Origin of the sequence: Burkholderia sp. DN3021, assembly GCF_049805555.1 — a bacterium.
Taxonomy (GTDB): domain Bacteria; phylum Pseudomonadota; class Gammaproteobacteria; order Burkholderiales; family Burkholderiaceae; genus Burkholderia; species Burkholderia pyrrocinia_C.
In genome coordinates this window covers 1-17,205 of record NZ_JBNCAB010000117.1, presented here as the reverse complement: position 1 = coordinate 17,205, position 17,205 = coordinate 1, and the positions used below count along the sequence as shown (strand labels likewise).

17 protein-coding genes are annotated in these 17,205 nt (G+C 68.3%); 12 read left to right on the top strand and 5 right to left on the bottom strand.

Features of this window, described 5'->3' with window-relative positions; translation table 11 throughout:
* From ACPUER_RS33420 to ACPUER_RS33405, 4 genes are all read right to left on the bottom strand, one after another.
* Nucleotides 1–1,296: DHA2 family efflux MFS transporter permease subunit (locus ACPUER_RS33420; RefSeq protein ID WP_425133177.1), on the bottom strand; the 1,296-nt coding region annotated here is incomplete at its 3' end.
* A 136-nt stretch (nt 1,297–1,432) separates the two neighbouring features.
* Nucleotides 1,433–2,164 carry a DsbA family oxidoreductase gene (locus tag ACPUER_RS33415; RefSeq protein WP_425133176.1) on the bottom strand — a complete coding sequence of 244 codons (732 nt, stop codon included), beginning with the start codon at nt 2,162–2,164 and terminating at the stop codon, nt 1,433–1,435.
* 219 nt (nt 2,165–2,383) lie between these two features.
* Nucleotides 2,384–3,178, bottom strand: a complete 795-nt coding sequence (locus ACPUER_RS33410; protein ID WP_425133175.1) for a helix-turn-helix transcriptional regulator — start codon at nt 3,176–3,178, stop codon at nt 2,384–2,386.
* Entirely contained in the window at nt 3,175–4,137 is a 963-nt protein-coding gene (locus tag ACPUER_RS33405) for an ornithine cyclodeaminase family protein (RefSeq protein ID WP_425133174.1), read from the bottom strand. The genes ACPUER_RS33410 and ACPUER_RS33405 overlap by 4 nt, the downstream gene beginning before the upstream one ends.
* 382 nt (nt 4,138–4,519) lie before the next feature.
* On the opposite strand from ACPUER_RS33405, the gene ACPUER_RS33400 reads away from it, so the two are divergent.
* From ACPUER_RS33400 to groL, 11 genes are all read left to right on the top strand, one after another.
* Nucleotides 4,520–5,299, top strand: a complete 780-nt coding sequence (locus ACPUER_RS33400; RefSeq protein WP_425133173.1) for an ABC transporter substrate-binding protein — start codon at nt 4,520–4,522, stop codon at nt 5,297–5,299.
* Nucleotides 5,300–5,366: 67 nt separating this feature from the next.
* Nucleotides 5,367–6,611, top strand: coding sequence for an NAD(P)/FAD-dependent oxidoreductase (locus ACPUER_RS33395; protein WP_425133172.1), 1,245 nt, complete (start codon nt 5,367–5,369; stop codon nt 6,609–6,611).
* Nucleotides 6,612–7,140: 529 nt separating this feature from the next.
* Nucleotides 7,141–9,480 (top strand): beta strand repeat-containing protein, encoded by a 2,340-nt coding sequence (locus ACPUER_RS33390; RefSeq protein WP_425133171.1) that lies wholly within the window; start codon nt 7,141–7,143, stop codon nt 9,478–9,480.
* 313 nt (nt 9,481–9,793) lie between these two features.
* Nucleotides 9,794–10,153, top strand: coding sequence for a COG4315 family predicted lipoprotein (locus tag ACPUER_RS33385; protein ID WP_096472601.1), 360 nt, complete (start codon nt 9,794–9,796; stop codon nt 10,151–10,153).
* Between the two features lie 25 nt (nt 10,154–10,178).
* Nucleotides 10,179–10,694, top strand: a complete 516-nt coding sequence (locus tag ACPUER_RS33380) for a sigma-70 family RNA polymerase sigma factor (protein WP_072436428.1) — start codon at nt 10,179–10,181, stop codon at nt 10,692–10,694.
* Complete coding sequence (locus ACPUER_RS33375) at nt 10,691–11,473, top strand: anti-sigma factor family protein (RefSeq protein WP_072436196.1); 783 nt, start codon at nt 10,691–10,693, stop codon at nt 11,471–11,473. Before ACPUER_RS33380 ends, ACPUER_RS33375 begins: the two co-directional genes overlap by 4 nt.
* 34 nt (nt 11,474–11,507) lie before the next feature.
* Entirely contained in the window at nt 11,508–11,939 is a 432-nt protein-coding gene (locus ACPUER_RS33370) for a quinol oxidase (RefSeq protein ID WP_425133178.1), read from the top strand.
* Entirely contained in the window at nt 11,936–12,568 is a 633-nt protein-coding gene (locus ACPUER_RS33365; protein WP_034182872.1) for a LolA family protein, read from the top strand. The genes ACPUER_RS33370 and ACPUER_RS33365 overlap by 4 nt, the downstream gene beginning before the upstream one ends.
* A 44-nt stretch (nt 12,569–12,612) precedes the next feature.
* The gene (locus ACPUER_RS33360; RefSeq protein ID WP_425133170.1) at nt 12,613–13,128 is read left to right on the top strand and encodes an SRPBCC family protein; all 516 of its coding nucleotides are present in this window, start codon (nt 12,613–12,615) and stop codon (nt 13,126–13,128) included.
* A 409-nt stretch (nt 13,129–13,537) separates the two neighbouring features.
* Nucleotides 13,538–13,831: a co-chaperone GroES gene (locus ACPUER_RS33355; protein WP_026044985.1), complete on the top strand. Its 294-nt coding sequence runs from the start codon at nt 13,538–13,540 to the stop codon at nt 13,829–13,831.
* A gap of 46 nt (nt 13,832–13,877) precedes the next feature.
* The gene (gene groL / locus ACPUER_RS33350; protein ID WP_072436194.1) at nt 13,878–15,518 is read left to right on the top strand and encodes a chaperonin GroEL; all 1,641 of its coding nucleotides are present in this window, start codon (nt 13,878–13,880) and stop codon (nt 15,516–15,518) included.
* 145 nt (nt 15,519–15,663) lie between these two features.
* Here groL and ACPUER_RS33345 read toward each other — a convergent pair whose 3' ends face one another.
* Nucleotides 15,664–16,530 (bottom strand): hydroxymethylpyrimidine/phosphomethylpyrimidine kinase, encoded by an 867-nt coding sequence (locus ACPUER_RS33345; protein WP_310144063.1) that lies wholly within the window; start codon nt 16,528–16,530, stop codon nt 15,664–15,666.
* A gap of 254 nt (nt 16,531–16,784) precedes the next feature.
* Between ACPUER_RS33345 and ACPUER_RS33340 the strand changes: the two genes are divergently transcribed.
* Entirely contained in the window at nt 16,785–16,955 is a 171-nt protein-coding gene (locus ACPUER_RS33340; RefSeq protein ID WP_004186709.1) for a rubredoxin, read from the top strand.
* Nucleotides 16,956–17,205 lie beyond the last annotated feature (250 nt).

The following is a 17,205-nucleotide window of genomic DNA, read 5'->3' as shown; positions in this document are numbered from 1 at the left end:
GGCCTGCGCGGCCGCGAGCGCGTCGGTGCGGGCCGCCGCGAGGCTCGCGAGCACCGCGAGGCCGAGCGCGCCGCCCATCATGAACGCGGTGTTGACGATCCCCGACGCGAGCCCGGAATCGGCCGGATCGACGTCGCTCATCGCGGCGAGCAGCACCGGGTTGAACGCGATGCCCGCACCGATGCCGAGCAGCGTCATGCCGGGCAGCACGTGCCAGACGAAACCGCCGTCGACCGGCGCGCGCGAGAACAGCGCGAGGCCGCAGGCCGCGATCAGCAGGCCGGCCGCGATCGGGCCGCGGATCCCGAAGCGCATCACGATGCGCGCCGACAGCCCGAGCGAGAACGCGGCCATGATCAGGTTCGCCGGCAGGAACGCGAGGCCGACCTGCAGCGGCGCGTAGCCGAGCACGCGCTGCATGTACAGCGCGGACAGGAAGAACCACGCGAACATCGCGGCCGCCCACAGCACGCCGATCACGTTCGCGAGCGCGACGTTGCGCGCGGCGAACAGCGTGAGCGGCATCAGCGGATGCGCGGCGCGCGCCTCGATCGCGATGAACAGCGCGAGCAGCGCGACGGCCGCGCCGATCAGTGCGACGGTCTGTGTCGACAGCCAGCCGGCCTCGTTGCCGCCGACGATCCCGTAGACGGCCAGCATCAGCGATGCGGTCACCGTGACCGCGCCCGCGACGTCGAGCCGCGCGGTGCCGGCCGGTGCGCGCATGCGCGGCAGCAGCGCGACGCACATCGCATAGACCGCGATGCCGATCGGCAGGTTGACGAGGAAGATCCAGTGCCACGACAGCGAGCTCGTCAGCAGCCCGCCGAGCAGCACGCCGATGCTGCCGCCGCCCGCGCACACGAAGCCGTAGACGCCCATCGCACGCGCGCGTTCGCCGGGCTCGGTGAACAGGTTCATGATCAGCGACAGCGAGACGGCCGATACGACCGCGCCGCCGAGCCCCTGCACCGCGCGCGCGGCGATCAGCATCGCCTGCGATTGCGCGAGGCCGCACGCGAGCGACGCGAGCGTGAACACGACGAGGCCCGCGAGGAACATGCGGCGCTGGCCATACAGGTCGCCGAGCCGGCCGCCGAGCAGCAGGCAGCCGCCGAACGTCAGCAGGTACGCGTTGACGACCCATACGAGGGCCGTTTCGGTGAAGTGGAGGTCGGTGCTGATCGACGGCAGCGCGACGTTCACGATCGTGCTGTCGAGCACGATCATCAGCACGCCGAGGCAGAGCACGATCAGCGCGTACCAGCGCTTCTCGCCGTGAATCCCGTGGGTCATGGGCTGGCAGCCTTCTGATAGTTATTTGAAAGGATGCATTGTAGACGTCATCGGCGCGGGCTTCCTGCCGGTTTGTGGCAGCAGCGACGCGTAGTGGCGCGTCTGGACGGGGCGCGCGGGATGGGCGTTGCGCGTGTTACGAGCGCGCCGGCAGTTCGCAGCCGTCGGGGCCGCATGCAGCCGCGTCGCTGCCGGCGAGTTCGACGATACCGTCGCGCCACGCCTGGTCGAGCGCCTGCGCGAACGCGTCGGCCGGCTGCGCGCCCGACACCGCGTAGCGGCCGCCGAACACGAACAGCGGCACGCCGCGCCCGCCGATCTGCGCGGCGCGCGCGATGTCGGCTTCGACTTCGGCGCGGTACGCGTCGCTGCGCAGCACGTCGTCGACGGCCGAGCGCTCGAGCCCCGCTTCGACCGCGAATTCGGTCAGTTGCCCATGATCGAACAGCGAGCCGTGCTCGCAGAAATACGCGCGGTACAGCCGCTCGGTCAGCGCGTGCGCGCGGCCTGTGGCTTCCGCAAGCTTCACGAGCCGGTGGCCGTCGAGCGTGTCGCCGACGAGCGTGCCCGGCAGGTCGTAGCGCAGCCCGACGCTCGCGGCCGCGTTGGTCACCTGGCGCAGCATCTGATCGACCTGCGCGGGCGACATCCGGTACTTGCCCGCAAGCATCGCCTCGACCGGCTCGACGGGCTGGCCGGGCATCAGCCGGTACGCGCGCAGCGCAACGTCGACGCGGTCGGCGTGCGCGAACGCGGCGAGCGCCTCGTCGAAGCGGCGCTTGCCGATCCAGCACCACGGGCAGATCAGGTCGGACCAGATTTCGACGATGAGGGTCGGGCGGGCAGTCGGGGCGGGAGCGGTCGTCATGGGCGGTCCGGGGCGGCAAAAAATGTAACCGGGACTATATCACTTTATGCTTCGACGCTTGGTCCTGGCCGGGCCTGTGCGAAACGGGCCCGCGCCCGACGTATCACGAAGCATAGGCACGAAAGGCACGGACCGATAGCGATTGCCGATGCCAATGCCGGATGCCGGATGCGGCGGCGGGGCCCGGCGAACCGGCTTGCGGGGCATGCCGCTTGCCGCTTACGCGTCGCCCTGCGTTTCCTTCAGGTGCTTGAGGTGCTTGTAGACCGTCGCGCGCCCCATCCCGAGCACGTTCGCGACATAGTTGGCCGCGCTCTTGCCGCGGAACGCGCCTTCCGCGTAAAGCGCCTCGACGAGCTCGCGTCGGTGCTCGCGCGTGAGCCCGTTCAGCCCGACCTGCCGCTCGTGCAGCCAGCCGTGCAGGAACGTGTTGATGCGCTCCTGCCAGTCGTCGCGGAACAGCTCGTCCGGCTGCGCGACGACGCCCGCGCCCTTGATGAACAGGTCGAGCGTCGCGCGCACCTCGTCGAACACCGCGATGTTGAAGTTGATGCACATCATTCCGGCCGGACGACCTTCGTCGTCGAACAGCACGTTGCTGACGCAGCGCATCCGCCGGCCGTCCCAGTTCAACTTCTCGTACGGGCCGATCACGCGCTCGCGCGCCGAATGATCGATTTCCTCGAGCGCGGAATCGTCGCCGACCTCGCGCTTGGACAGGTTGTTCGCGAGATACAGCACGGTCTGGTCGTGCAGGTCGTGGATCACGACTTCCGCGTACGGGAAGAACAATGCGGCGATACCGTCGGCGATCGGCGCATAACGGGTGAGCAGCAGGTCTTTGACGGGGGATTTCTTCTTGCGCATCGGTGTCGCCATCTCGGGTGGGCGGGGGCCGGGCGGCACATCGGGCCGGCGTGTCGGCGCGCCGGTGGCCGGCATGCCCGTGCGCCCGCGCGCGGCCGCCGCGGCGGTTGCGCCATTGTATCGGCCCCGCGCTCGCGTGCCGCTCATGTGCGCGTCAGGTGCGTGTACAGCGCGTGCGCGATCGCGATGTCCTCGAGCCCGAGGCCGATCGAGCGGAAGAACGCGTGACGCGTGCGCGACGGCGCCGCGCAGGTGCCGGCGACGAGCGCGGGCAGGTCGCCGACGATCCGTTCGGCGTCCCAGCCGTAATCGGCCGCCGCGATCTGCATCTCGCCTGCGCTCGCGGGCGTCGTGCGCCGGTAGTCGCAGTACACGTCCATGTCGGGCAGCCACGCGGGCGGGATCTCGTGCGCACGCGCGACGTTCGTGCTGATCGACGTGACGAGCGCGGGGCCCGTGAGCATCCCGTCGCCGAGCACGGGCGTGCCCGACGACGTGCACAGCATCACGACGTCCGCATCGCGCACGCAGGCTTCGACGCTCGCAGCCGCGCGTGCGCGCGGGTCGAGTTCGGCGAGCGTCGCCTGCAGCGCCGCGTCGCCGGCAAGCGCGGGCGAGTACACGCGGATCGTCTCCCAGTCGCGCAATGCCGCCGTGTGCCGCAGGTGCGCGAGGCCGACCGCGCCCGCGCCGACGATCGCCAGATGGCGCGCGTCGCGCGGCGCGAGGCAGTCGACCGCGAGCGCGGTCGTGCCGGCCGTGCGTTCGACGGTCAGCCGCCCCGCGTCGCACCACATCAGCGGCTGGCCGGTGCGCATCGACATCAGCGCGGTCCACGCGGTGACGATCGGTTTACTGTCCGTCACGACATACGGCGACAGCTTCGCGCCGAACACCTGCTCGTCGGCGAGCGCGCCGAGATACGTGATGAAGTCGCCGGCCTGGTCGGGAAACAGCGTGAGGGTCTGCGGTGGCTGCACCGCGCGCGCCGACGCGAGCGACGCGAACATGCGGCGCAGCGTGCCGAGCACGTCGAGCGACGGCAGGGCCGCGCGCACTGCGGCTTCGTCGACGGTCAGCGGCAGGGGCGGGACGGTTTGCGTCATGGGGACATCTCCGGTCGGGGCCGGACAGGAATGTCTCGAAAGACGGTGTCCGGCGGTGTTCGTGATGGACTAAAAGTCTAATATAGACAAACACAATCTGGAGGATTTTTCTTTTCGAGACTTTGTGTCGTCGCTGGTTTTGTAGAAAACACCGGAAAATCAATGGTGTTGTGCGTGCTCGATGCAATTTCGACGTGACGCGACGACGCACGATCCTCGTATCCCCTATAGTCTATAGTGGACTTTAAGTCTATATTTCGCATGCAGGACGCGACGTGTCGTCGTGCGGCGGCCGCCTGTGTCGAATGCCGATCCGGCGCCCGGTCGCGGGCGCCGCGCGACCGATCTTCATTGCCTCAATCGAGAACAGAAGGACCGTCTCATGAACTGGAAGCTTTCCCTCTGCGCCGCCGCGGCGCTTGCGTGCACGGCCGTCACGGCCCACGCGGAACAGACCACGTTGCGCTTCGGGATCGAAGCCGCCTATCCGCCGTTCGAGAGCAAGACGCCGGCCGGCCAGTTGCAGGGGTTCGACGTCGACATCGGCAACGCCGTGTGCGCGAAGCTGAACATGAAATGCGTGTGGGTCGAGAATTCGTTCGACGGCCTGATCCCTGCGCTGCAGGCGCGCAAGTTCGACGCGATCAACTCGGCGATGAACATCACCGCGAAGCGCAAGCAGAGCATCGACTTCACGCCGGCGATCTACGTGGTGCCGATCGTGCTGGTCGCCAGGCGCGGCTCGCCGCTGCGGCCCGACGTCGCGAGCCTGCACGGCAAGCACGTCGGCGTGCTGCAGGGCTCGTCGCAGGAGGATTTCCTGAAGGCGCACTGGGCCGATGCGGGCGTGGCCGTCGTGTCGTATCAGGACCAGGACCAGATCTATGCGGATCTCGTCGCCGGGCGTCTCGACGCGGCCGTGCAGGAAGCGCAGACCGCGCAGGACGGTTTTCTCGACAAGCCGGCCGGCCGCGACTACCAGATCGTCGGCGAGCCGCTGAAGGATCCGGCGACGCTCGGCGAAGGCACCGGCTTCGGGTTGCGCAAGGGCGACAAGGCGCTGCAGGCGAAGATCGTCGGCGCGCTCGACGCGCTGAAGAAGGACGGCACGCTGGGTGCGCTGTCGCAGAAGTATTTCAAGCGCGACATCGTCGCGAAGTAAGCACGGCCGCGCGCCGGCCGCGGTGCCGGCGCGCGTCGCATCGAATCTCGACGCTGGGCGGGGAAGCATGGATTTCGACGTCATCGTTCTGGGGGCCGGCATCGTCGGCGTGTCGTCGGCGCTGCATCTGCAGGATCGCGGGCTGCGCGTCGCGCTCGTCGACCGGCGCGCGCCCGGCGAGGAAACGAGCCACGGCAATGCCGGGCTGATCGAGCGCTCGTCGGTCGTGCCATATGCGTTTCCGCGCCGGCTCGGCACGCTGCTGCGCTATGCGCGCAACCGCTCGGTCGATCTCTATTGGGACTATCGTGCGCTGCCTGCGTATGCGGGCTGGCTCGCGCGCTTCTGGCGCGAATCGTCGCCGCAGCGGCTCGCGGCCGCCGCGCGCGACCTGCTGCCGCTCGTCGCGGCGAGTGTCGTCGAGCACGATGCGCTGCTCGCGCGCACCGACGCGCAGCCGCTCGTGCACGACGGCGGGTGGATCGAGGCATTCCGTTCGCCCGCGCTGTTCCACGCGGAAACGCGTGCGCAGCAGCGCGTGGCCGACGCGCACGGGCTGCGGATGACCGTGCTCGACAAGCGCGCGCTGCTCAAACGCGAGCCCGGTGTCGGCGACGCATTTTGCGGTGCCTTTCACTGGCAGGACCCGAAGACCGTGTCGAGCCCGGGCGGGCTGACGAAGGCCTATGCGCGACTGTTCGAACGCGACGGCGGCACGTTCGTGCTCGGCGACGCGAAGACGCTCACCCAGGTGGATGGCGGCTGGCGCGTCAGTACCGAACATGGGCCGATCTCCGCACGCTCGGCCGTGGTCGCGCTCGGGCCGTGGTCCGATCACGTGTTCGCGCCGCTCGGCTATCGGATTCCGTTGCGCGCGAAGCGCGGCTACCACATGCATTACCTGCCGACGCGCACGCTGCTGAACATGCCGGTATGCGATACCGAGGCGGGCTTCGTCGTCGCGCCGATGGAAGGCGGCCGCCTGCGGCTCACGACCGGCGTCGAGATCGCGCTGCGCGGTGCGCCGCCGACCGGCGTGCAGCTCGCGCGTGCCGAGCCGCTGGCGCGCGGCGCGTTCGGCATCGGCGAGCGGCTCGATCGCGAGCCGTGGCTCGGGATGCGGCCGTGCACGCCCGACATGCGTCCGGTGATCGGGCCCGCGCCGCGCCATCGCCATCTGTGGTTCGCGTTCGGCCATTGCCACCACGGGCTCACGCTCGGCCCCGCGACCGGGCGCCTGCTCGCCGAAATGATGACGGGCGCGCCGACCTATATCGATCCCCGTCCGTACCGGCCGGCGCGCTTCGGCTGAGCCGGCAGCGCGGCGATGCGGCGGCGGCCCGGGCCGCAGCCCCGCGCGCTGCATCGCGTTCTCCGGCTGCGATGCGGCCGCAACAATTTTTCATTCGGCTGTCCGAATTATCGAAAACCGGGTATTCGGAAATGATCTGCGTAATCGCCAAGAAAGAAATCGCGCAATAAATAAAATCAGTAAATTCGCGATTTATCAATGCATTTTCATATTGCTGAAATGCGCAATGGGCGGCCGGCCCTGACGATTCAGGGCACCGTCTCGAACGGGTGTTCCGGTGTTACGCGGAATGTACCGGAACACGTTACTACGCGGCTCGCAAACGTTACGTTACATCCGCGTTCCGCGGGCCTTTTTCGTCAGACGATTCGGGCTCCGCGACCCGTGTATTTCGCCTGAAATCCATAAAAAAGCGTTATTGCCAGGCAATTGGCAGATGAATCAATCCGCTTTTTTGAATTGGCACGCTTCGTGCGATCCGTCCCCATGCTTTATCAACGTAGTGCCAACCGAGATGGGGTGAATAAGGATGAGACAAAATTTTAAATTGACGGGTGTGGCGCTGTCGGTCGCGACGGTGTTCGGGGTACTGGCTTCGGGTTCCGCGATGGCGGGGGCCCTCGATTCGCTGCCGATCCCGCAAGTGATCGTCAATCCACCGACGAACAGCGTGTCGGTCGGGCTGGTTGCGACGGGCACGTCGCCGCTGGGCTCGGTCACCGTGACGGCGGGCGGCTCGGGCGCGATCCAGACGTCGCTCGGCGATCCCGGCCAGGTACTGTCGGGCGCCATGGGGGCGGTGACGGGCGCACTCGGCGGTGGCGGCGGCACGGTGCAGCCGCTGGCGCCGGTGCAAGGGGGGCTGAACCAGGTAACGGGGGCGCTGAGTGGCGGCAACCCGGCAGGCGCGCTGACCGGTGCGCTGAATACGGCGACGGGGACGTTGAGTAATGCGGTTGGTACGGTAACGGGCGCATTGGGTAACGTCGGCGGCGGGGCGAACCCTCTGGCGCCGGTTCAAGGTGTCGTGAATCAAGTGACGGGCGCGCTCGGTGGCGGCAATCCGGCCGGTGCACTGACCGGCGCCCTCGGTACGGTAACGGGCGCACTGGGCAACGTCGGCGGCGGTGCGAACCCGCTGGCGCCGGTTCAAGGTGTCGTGAATCAGGTGACAGGCGCACTCGGCGGCGGCAATCCGGCCGGTGCGCTGACGGGTGCTCTCGGCACGGTGACGGGGGCGCTGGGCAGCGTCGGTGGCGGTGCGAATCCGTTGGCGCCGGTTCAAGGTGTTGTGAATCAGGCGGCGGGCGCGCTCGGTGGCGGCAATCCGGCCGGTGCACTGACGGGTGCTCTCGGCACGGTGACGGGGGCGCTGGGTGGCGTTGGTGGCGGTGCGAATCCGCTGGCGCCGGTTAAAGGTGTCGTGAACCAGGTGGCGGGCGCACTCGGCGGCGGCAATCTGGCCGGCGCACTGACGGGTGCTCTCGGCACGGTGACGGGTGCGCTGGGCAGCGTCGGTGGCGGTGCGAATCCGCTGGCGCCGGTTCAAGGTGTCGTGAATCAAGTGACGGGCGCGCTCGGTGGCGGTAACCCGGCAGGCGCACTGACTGGCGTGCTGAATACCGCGACGGGGACGCTGAGCAACGCCCTTGGTACCGCAACGGGCGCCTTGGGCGGTATCGGCGGCGGCTCGAACCCGCTGGCACCGATCCAGAGCGTCGTCGACCAGGTGACGGGCACGCTCGGCAGCGGTAACCCGGCCGGCTCGCTGAGCAACGCGGTCAACACGATCACGGGCACGCTCGGCAACGTTGGCGGCGCGGGGAGCCCGCTCGCGCCGGTGCAAGGCGTCGTCACGCAGCTCGCCGGCACGCTCGGCAACGACAATCCGGCCGCTGCGCTGACGAACGCGCTGAACTCGGTGACGGGTGCCCTCGGCAACCTCGGCGGGTCGAATCCGCTCGCGCCGGTGCAGGGCGTCGTCAACCAGGTCGTAGGCACGCTGTCCGGCGCAGGAGGCGGCAGCCCGATCACGCCGATCACGAACCTCGTCAACGGCCTGCAGAACGCGCTGCCGACCGGCGGCAACGCTGCCGGCGCACTGACCGGTGCACTCGGCTCGGTGACGGGTGCCCTCGGCAACCTCGGCGGGGCGAATCCACTGGCGCCGGTGCAAGGCGTCGTGAACCAGGTCGTCGGCACGCTCGGCAATGCAGTCGGCTCCGTCGCGGGCGCGCTGGGCGGCACGAGCCCGCTAGCGCCGGTGCAGGGTGTCGTCAACCAGGTCGTCGGTACGCTCGGCAGCGGCAATCCGGCCGGTGCACTGACGGGCGCGCTGAACTCGGTGACGGGTGCCCTCGGCAACCTCGGCGGGGCCAATCCACTGGCGCCGGTGCAAGGCGTCGTGAACCAGGTCGTCGGCACGCTGACGAGCGCGGCGGGCAACAGCCCGATCGCACCGATCACGAACCTCGTGAACGGCCTGACTGGCGGCAGCAACCCGGCCGGCGCACTGACCGGTGCGCTCGGCTCGGTGACGGGCGCACTCGCGAACGGTCCGGCGGCGCTCGGCCAGGCGGCCGGCGCGCTGTCGGGCGCGGCCGGTTCGACGGCAGCGGCAGGCGGCAGCCTGCTCGGTTCGGGCTCGAACGCGGCCGGCGGCACGGCGGGCGCGGTCGGCTCGCTGTTGACGACGGGTGCCAACTCGACGGCGACGGTCGTCAATGCGGTCGGCACGTCGGTCGGCACGGCGCTCGGTTCCGCGCCGGGCCTGTCGGTGACGCCGCATTCGGGCAACGGCTCGCCGAACAACCCGCTCGCACCGGTGACGACGCTGCTGCAATCGCTGACGGGCGCACTGCCGAGGTAACGAGCCGGAAACGCACGGCGGCGCCGTATCGGCCGCCATGCGCAACGCGCCGTGCAACATGGGTCGCGCAACGCGGCATGGCAGGGATGTCATGCCGCGTTGTCTTTTGGGTTTCCCGCTTTTTTTCGTCGTATGAATGGCCGATGCCGGGCCGCCGCCGATCGTCGCAGGGCGGCATGGAATAACCGGCCGCTTTCGTCCGTTTACATACCGAGTCCCGGCACGACCGGCCGGCGGGATAATGGTCTCGACGAAGCCGATCGTCCCGTCCGGCGCCGCCGTGTCGCGATGCCATGTCAAAAGGAGAGCGGGAATGAAACGGATGCTTTTCGCTGCCGCACTGATGGCGGCGATCGTGCGGCCGGCGGCCGCGGAACCGCCACAGGTCGGCGACGGGAAACTGGTCGACGAAGATCACATGACACTGTACGTATTCGATCGCGACGCGCCCGGCAAGAGCGCGTGCGACAGCGCGTGCGCGGCCAACTGGCCGCCCGCGATCGCCGACGCGTACGACAAGGCGTCGGGCGCGTGGAGCCTCGTCACGCGCGGCGACGGCAAGAAGCAATGGGCGTACCACGGGCGCCCGCTGTATCGCTGGAAGATGGATCACAAGGCCGGCGACGCGGGCGGCGACGGGATCGGCGGCATGTGGCACGTTGCACGTCCGTAACGGCGCGGCGACGCGCGACGCATCGATGAGCTACGAATCGGACCTGCTGGTGTGGCTGCCCCATCTCACGCGTTATGCGCGTGCGCTGACGGGCGACCGGGCCTGGGCGGACGATCTCGTGCAGGACACGCTCGAGCGCGCGCTGAACCGGCCGCCGCGCGACGGCGGCAACCTGCGCGCGTGGCTGCTGACGCTGCTGCGGCACCGCTTCATCGACCAGTTGCGTGCGCGGCACGAGATCGCGGTCGACGATGCGACGGCACCGTGGCAGACGATGGCCGCGCCGTCCGGCGAGATCGGCGGGCTGGTGCTGCGCGACGTGCAGCGCGCGCTGTACCGGCTGCCCGTCGAACAGCGCGAGGTGCTGCTGCTGGTCGCGCTCGAGGAGTTGAGCTATCGCGACGCCGCGCAGGTGCTCGGCGTGCCGGTGGGAACGGTGATGTCGCGGCTCGCGCGGGCGCGCGGGCAGATGCGCGCACTGCTGTCGGACGAGCCGTCGGCGCACGGCACGGCCGCGTTACGGGTAATCGGGAAGACATGATGGATGAATCGCGCAAGCCTTCGAACGAGCGGGACGACGATGCGTCGGCGCAACTGCTGTCCGCGTTGCTGGACGGCGAGCTGTCCGGGCACGAGCAGCGCGAGATGCTCGAGCGCCTGCAGTCCGATCCGAAGGAAGCCGAACGATTCGCGCATTACCGCGCCCAGCGCGATGCGCTGCAGGCGCTGTTTCCGTTGCCGGGCGCCGCGCCCGCGCTGTTCGTGCAGCGCCGCGCGCCGCGCCGGCGCGCTATCGCGTATGCGTTTGCGGGGCTGGCGGCCGGGCTGCTGATCGGCGTCGCGCTGCATGCGGGCTGGGCCGCGTTCGGCAGCGAACCGGCGTTCGCCGCGCGCGCGGATGTCGCGTATGCGGTGTACGCAGCCGATCGCGAGCATCCGGTCGAGGTCGGCGCGGGCGATCCCGCGCACCTTGCCGCGTGGCTGTCGGCGCGCGTCGGGCGGCCCGTGCGCGCGCCGTCGCTCGACGAATACGGCTACGTGTTGCTGGGCGGCCGCTTGCTGCCCGGCGACGCGGGGCCGGCCGCGCAGTTCATGTACCAGCGGGCGGACGGCAAGCGCGTGACGCTGTACATGACCGCGTACGACGCGCGGCACCTCGCGCCGCGGGCGATGTCGGCCGACGGCCGCTATACGTATTTCTGGTCGGATCGCGGCATGGGCTATGCGCTGTCCGGCCGCGGAGACGAACGGCACCTGCGCGAGCTTGCGATCGAAGCGTGCGGCGCGCTAGGCGGCTCGACCGACGCGTGGAAGGGATGACTTGCGCGGCGCCGGCAGGGAGCAGGCGATGAAGATGAAGAGGACGATGACGAAGGCACTCGTGCTGATGCCCGTGCTCGCGGCACTCGCCGCAGGCGCCACGCTCGCGCGTGCCGACGGCGATGCGCCGGTGCGCGTGCCGGTGGACGCAGACGGCGTGCAGCGGGTGACGATCGTAGGCGGCAGCTATTTCTTCCGTCCGAACCACGTGATCGTGCGCGCGCATGTGCCGGTCGAGCTGACCGTGTCGGCCGAGCCCGGCGTGGTGCCGCACAGTTTCGAAATCGATGCGCCGCAGGCCGGCATCGCGGTCCGCACCGAGCTGGCCACGACGCCGAAGAAGCTTCGCTTCACACCGGCGCAGCCGGGCCGGTTCGCCTACTATTGCACGCATCGGCTGCTGTTTTTCAGGAGCCATCGCGAGCGCGGGATGGAGGGCGTGCTCGACGTCGAGGCGGCGCCGTGATCGCCGCGTTGCTGGCCGCGAGCCTGATAGGAGCGAGCATGACAGCCGATCCCGTGACCGTCGCGCAGGCGCATTTCGACCACGTCCGCTCGTACCGCGCGACGATCCGCTCGTCGGCGCGGAGCGGCGAACACGCCGAAATCCGCTACGCGTACCTGAAACCGGGCTTCGTCCGGATGGATTTCGTGTCGCCTCATCACGGCGCGGTGCTTGCATACGATCCCGGCGACGGCAAGGTGCGGCTGCGCCCGTTCGGCGCGCATGCGCCGCCCGCGTTGACGCTGTCGCCGTCCAATCCGCTTGTGCGCGACCGCAGCGGCCACCGGGTCGACCGGTCGGACGTCGGCGAACTGCTGCGCAACGTTCATGCGCTGCAGCAGGGCGGCGCGACGGTGACCGAAGGCGAGGAGGCCGTCGGCGGCCGAACCGCGCTGCGCGTGTCGGTCACGGGCGCGCCCGCGCATGCGGTCGGCGGCGTGCATCGCTACCGGCTGTGGCTGGACGCCGAGGACGGCTTTCCGTTGAAGGTCGTCAGCTTCGCGAACGATGACGACGTGCCGCTCGAAACCGTGACGCTCGACGATATCGAGATCGACGTCGCGTTTCCCGAGCGCTTCTTCGCGCCCTGATCGGTGCGCTGATTCATGCCCCTGACGCGCATGCCGGAGGCTGCATGGCGGAATACCGGTTCTCGACGACCTGGCGCGTGGACGCCCCGCTCGCAGCGGTCTGGGACGCGATCTACCAGGTCGACCGCTGGCCCGACTGGTGGAAGGGCGCCGTGCGCACCGTCGAGATCGAGCCGGGCGACGCGCGCGGCGTCGGTGCGCTGCACCGGTATACGTGGAAGGGCGCGCTGCCGTACCGGCTGACCTTCGACATGCGCGTGCGGCGCGTCGAGCCCGGGCATGCGCTCGAAGGCCGCGCGAGCGGCGCGATCGAAGGCGACGGATGCTGGTCGTTTGCCGGCGACGGTGCGTGCACCGTCGTGCGCTACGACTGGCACATCCGCACGCAACTGAAGTGGATGAACTGGCTGGCGCCGATCGCGCGCCCGTTATTCAAATGGAATCACGACGTCGTGATGCGCGAAGGCGCGAAAGGGCTCGCGCGGCTGCTGGGCGCGGCGGTCGAGACGGAGGGCCGGACATTCCGGCCGCTGTCGGGCGCGGGCTGCGCCGATACGTGACGACGTGCGACGGCGCGCGAGGGCCGTCCGGCGTACGCGAAGGCGGTGCTGCAGCATGCCGGATCGGCGTCGGCGCAGGTTTTTTGATGCGCTGTCGCCGGCCTCGGGAACTCCGTGCTTACCCGGTGTCCAAACGGGGCTGGATGGGATGCGCGGGCCCCTCGGGCCCGCCGGCCGGACCGGGAAGCGTTCGTCATGGTTTTGTTTCTAAAGGGTTTTTTGTTGTATCCGCGTGTTTTTCCCGCTGCCGCGCCGTTCAAAAAATTCCTCCGGTTTCCCTTCTTGAATTTGTCAAAACCCGTCCATATAATTAGCACTCGCTGCACGAGAGTGCTAACAATTCTCTGCCGGGCGATCCGCCGGGCAGATTCCCAAGCGTTCTTCAATCTCAGTCAAGAGAGGAGTGAATATGAACCTTCGTCCTTTGCACGATCGCGTGATCGTCAAGCGTCTGGATCAAGAAACCAAGACCGCCTCGGGCATCGTCATCCCCGAAGCCGCTGCTGAAAAGCCGGATCAAGGCGAGATCCTCGCGGTCGGCCCGGGCAAGCGTGACGACAAGGGTGCCCCGATCGCGCTCGACGTGAAGGTCGGCGATCGCGTCCTGTTCGGCAAGTACGCAGGCCAGACCGTGAAGGTCGACGGCCAGGAACTGCTGGTCATGCGCGAAGAAGACATCATGGCCGTGGTCAACGCTAACTAAGCGTCCTTCGACGGTACATATTCCCAAGAATTCAAGGAGTTAGAAGATGGCAGCTAAAGACGTCGTATTCGGCGATTCCGCCCGTTCGAAGATGGTCGAAGGCGTGAACATTCTCGCCAACGCAGTCAAGGTCACGCTGGGTCCGAAGGGCCGCAACGTCGTGCTCGAGCGCAGCTTCGGCGGCCCGACGGTCACCAAGGACGGTGTGTCGGTCGCGAAGGAAATCGAGCTGAAGGACAAGCTCCAGAACATGGGCGCGCAAATGGTCAAGGAAGTCGCTTCCAAGACCAGCGACAACGCAGGCGACGGCACGACGACGGCAACCGTCCTCGCGCAATCGATCGTTCGCGAAGGCATGAAGTACGTCGCATCGGGCATGAACCCGATGGACCTGAAGCGCGGCATCGACAAGGCAGTCGCAGCGGCTGTCGAAGAGCTGAAGAAGATCAGCAAGCCGTGCACGACGAACAAGGAAATCGCACAGGTCGGCTCGATCTCGGCGAACAGCGATTCGTCGATCGGCGATCGCATCGCTGAAGCGATGGACAAGGTCGGCAAGGAAGGCGTGATCACCGTCGAAGACGGCAAGTCGCTGGCCGACGAACTCGACGTCGTCGAAGGCATGCAGTTCGACCGCGGCTACCTGTCGCCGTACTTCATCAACAACCCGGACAAGCAAGTCGCCGTCCTCGAGAACCCGTTCGTGCTGCTGCACGACAAGAAGGTGTCGAACATCCGCGATCTGCTGCCGGTGCTCGAGCAAGTCGCGAAGGCTGGCCGTCCGCTGCTGATCATCGCTGAAGACGTCGAAGGCGAAGCGCTCGCAACGCTGGTCGTCAACAACATCCGCGGCATCCTGAAGACCGTCGCGGTCAAGGCGCCGGGCTTCGGCGATCGTCGCAAGGCGATGCTGGAAGACATCGCGATCCTGACCGGCGGTCAGGTCGTCGCGGAAGAAACCGGCCTGACGCTCGAGAAGGCAACGCTGGCAGAACTGGGCCAGGCGAAGCGCATCGAAGTGGGCAAGGAAAACACGACGATCATCGACGGCGCAGGCGAAGCCGTGAACATCGAAGCACGCGTGAAGCAAGTGCGCGCGCAGATCGAAGAAGCGACGTCGGACTACGACCGTGAAAAGCTGCAAGAGCGCGTGGCCAAGCTGGCCGGCGGCGTGGCAGTGATCAAGGTCGGTGCTGCGACCGAAGTCGAAATGAAGGAAAAGAAGGCGCGTGTCGAAGACGCACTGCACGCAACGCGCGCAGCTGTGGAAGAAGGCATCGTGGCAGGCGGCGGCGTTGCGCTGATCCGCGCTCGCACCGCGATCGCAGGCCTGACCGGCCTGAACGCCGACCAGAACGCCGGCATCAAGATCGTGCTGCGCGCAATGGAAGAGCCGCTGCGCCAGATCGTCACGAACGGCGGCGAAGAAGCCAGCGTCGTGGTGGCGGCAGTTGCTGCAGGCAAGGGCAACTACGGCTACAACGCAGCGACGGGCGAGTACGTCGACATGGTCGAAGCCGGCGTCGTCGACCCGACCAAGGTCACGCGCACCGCACTGCAGAACGCAGCTTCGGTTGCAGGCCTGCTGCTGACGACGGACGCAGCCGTTGCAGAACTGCCGAAGGAAGATGCACCGATGCCGGGCGGCATGCCGGGCGGCATGGGCGGCATGGGCATGGACATGTAATCGACTTCGGTCGATGGTGTCCGGAACGCGCAGCGATGCGCGTTCCAGCCAAAAGAAAAGACCCGCAGCGATGCGGGTCTTTTTTTATGTGCGCGCCGGATTCGCGTGCGCGCGCCGGCCGGCGTTCACGCCCGCCGCGCGCGTTTCAATGCCGGTGCGACGTCCTCGGCACCGGTTCGACCTTCGTGGCCGGCGGCGTGTCCGCATCGTCGTTGCTGCGCGCCCAGAAGAACCGGTCGGGCAGGTACGCGCCCATCCCGGGCCGGAACGCGTCGCGCACGGCCTGATACAGGTATTCCTGCGCCTCGCGAACCGCCTCGGGCGGCTCCTGGCCGTTCGCGAGCAGCGCCGCAATGGCCGCGCCGAGCGTATCGGTGATGCCCATCAGCCGGTGCGGCGAGCGATCCCACATGTCCTCGCGGAGCTGGCCTTCCTCGCCGTACAGCGTGTTGACGAGCCGGTGCGAGCCCGTCTCGGACGACAGGATGTACTCGCAGCCTTGCGACAGCAGATGCGACACGGCCGCGTCGAGATTCGGCGCCTCGGCGTCGCCGTCCGGCTGCGCGAGCGCGATCAGCGTCGCGTAGTCGGCGACCAGCAGCGTCGTCTGCGGCGCCAGCAGGTCGGCGATCGATTCGCGCAGGTCGTCGGCCGCGAGCACGTGCTCGTCGTCGAGCGTGAAGTCCGGCGCGAGCACGAGCGGCACGCCGTCGTAGTCGGCGACGACCTCGGCGATCGCGCTGACGACTTCCGCGCGCGTCGCCGCGCCGATCTTGAACGCGGCGACCGGCATGTCCTCGAGCAGCATGCGCGCCTGGGCGGCGACGACGTCGGGGTCGAGGCCGGTCACTTCGTCGCAGGCGGCCGAGTCGCGCACGGTGTAGCCCGTCAGGACGGACACGCCGTGACAGCCCATGCTCGCCAAGGTCATCAGATCGGCTTGAATGCCGGAGCCGCCGGTAGGATCGGACAGGCCGAAGGTGAGGACGATCGGAGGGGCGTTGCTGGACATGTAAAAATGGGGCAAGAGAAAAACGGGAAAGCGACGGGGATGCGGACGGCGAGGCGAAATGGGCTTTTTCGGCCCTGTGTTGCCCGGCAGGCCGCACTTTCCAGCCATTATGCGGCGGAATCCGGCCCGCACGACGGATTTTTTAGCGCAGCGCAACGTAGTCGCCGGACTCCAGCGCGATTGCTAGGCAGTCCGGCCCCGACACGGTACCATCATGGCTCCCGAATTTACCGACTTTCCCGACGCGGCTTAAGATGGAATACAAGAGCTGGATGTGCCTGATTTGTGGCTGGATTTACGACGAAGAAGCCGGGCTGCCGGAAGAGGGCATTGCCCCGGGCACGCGCTGGGAAGACGTCCCGATCAACTGGACGTGTCCCGAATGCGGCGCCCGCAAGGAAGACTTCGAGATGGTCCAGATCTGACCGGACCTTCAGCCCACGGACACCCCGCTCCGGCCTCGCATCGGCCCGGCGCTCGCGCGCCGAGGTTCGCGCGAGCGGCTTGACGATGACAGGCGCGCGTGTCCATGACGTCCGATCCGGCGAACCTTCCCCTCCCTGACGCACTGCCCAACCCGCGCGGCGGGGCCGTGCGCGCGGCCGACGCGTGGCTTGCGGCGGCCGCCGACGCATTCGAGCGTCGCGACGACGCGGCCGCGCCGCTGTCCGCTGC

Bases quoted from the DNA above. Each gene is read 5' to 3' on its own strand.
- ACPUER_RS33360 (WP_425133170.1), top strand. From the start codon at position 12,613: ATGGCGGAATACCGGTTCTCGACGACCTGGCGCGTGGACGCCCCGCTC.
- ACPUER_RS33410 (WP_425133175.1), bottom strand. From the start codon at position 3,178: ATGAGCGGCACGCGAGCGCGGGGCCGATACAATGGCGCAACCGCCGCG.
- ACPUER_RS33390 (WP_425133171.1), top strand. From the start codon at position 7,141: ATGAGACAAAATTTTAAATTGACGGGTGTGGCGCTGTCGGTCGCGACG.
- ACPUER_RS33355 (WP_026044985.1), top strand. From the start codon at position 13,538: ATGAACCTTCGTCCTTTGCACGATCGCGTGATCGTCAAGCGTCTGGAT.
- ACPUER_RS33400 (WP_425133173.1), top strand. From the start codon at position 4,520: ATGAACTGGAAGCTTTCCCTCTGCGCCGCCGCGGCGCTTGCGTGCACG.
- ACPUER_RS33370 (WP_425133178.1), top strand. From the start codon at position 11,508: ATGAAGAGGACGATGACGAAGGCACTCGTGCTGATGCCCGTGCTCGCG.
- ACPUER_RS33375 (WP_072436196.1), top strand. From the start codon at position 10,691: ATGATGGATGAATCGCGCAAGCCTTCGAACGAGCGGGACGACGATGCG.
- ACPUER_RS33385 (WP_096472601.1), top strand. From the start codon at position 9,794: ATGAAACGGATGCTTTTCGCTGCCGCACTGATGGCGGCGATCGTGCGG.
- ACPUER_RS33405 (WP_425133174.1), bottom strand. From the start codon at position 4,137: ATGACGCAAACCGTCCCGCCCCTGCCGCTGACCGTCGACGAAGCCGCA.
- ACPUER_RS33380 (WP_072436428.1), top strand. From the start codon at position 10,179: ATGAGCTACGAATCGGACCTGCTGGTGTGGCTGCCCCATCTCACGCGT.
- ACPUER_RS33340 (WP_004186709.1), top strand. From the start codon at position 16,785: ATGGAATACAAGAGCTGGATGTGCCTGATTTGTGGCTGGATTTACGAC.
- ACPUER_RS33415 (WP_425133176.1), bottom strand. From the start codon at position 2,164: ATGACGACCGCTCCCGCCCCGACTGCCCGCCCGACCCTCATCGTCGAA.
- groL (WP_072436194.1), top strand. From the start codon at position 13,878: ATGGCAGCTAAAGACGTCGTATTCGGCGATTCCGCCCGTTCGAAGATG.
- ACPUER_RS33345 (WP_310144063.1), bottom strand. From the start codon at position 16,530: ATGTCCAGCAACGCCCCTCCGATCGTCCTCACCTTCGGCCTGTCCGAT.
- ACPUER_RS33395 (WP_425133172.1), top strand. From the start codon at position 5,367: ATGGATTTCGACGTCATCGTTCTGGGGGCCGGCATCGTCGGCGTGTCG.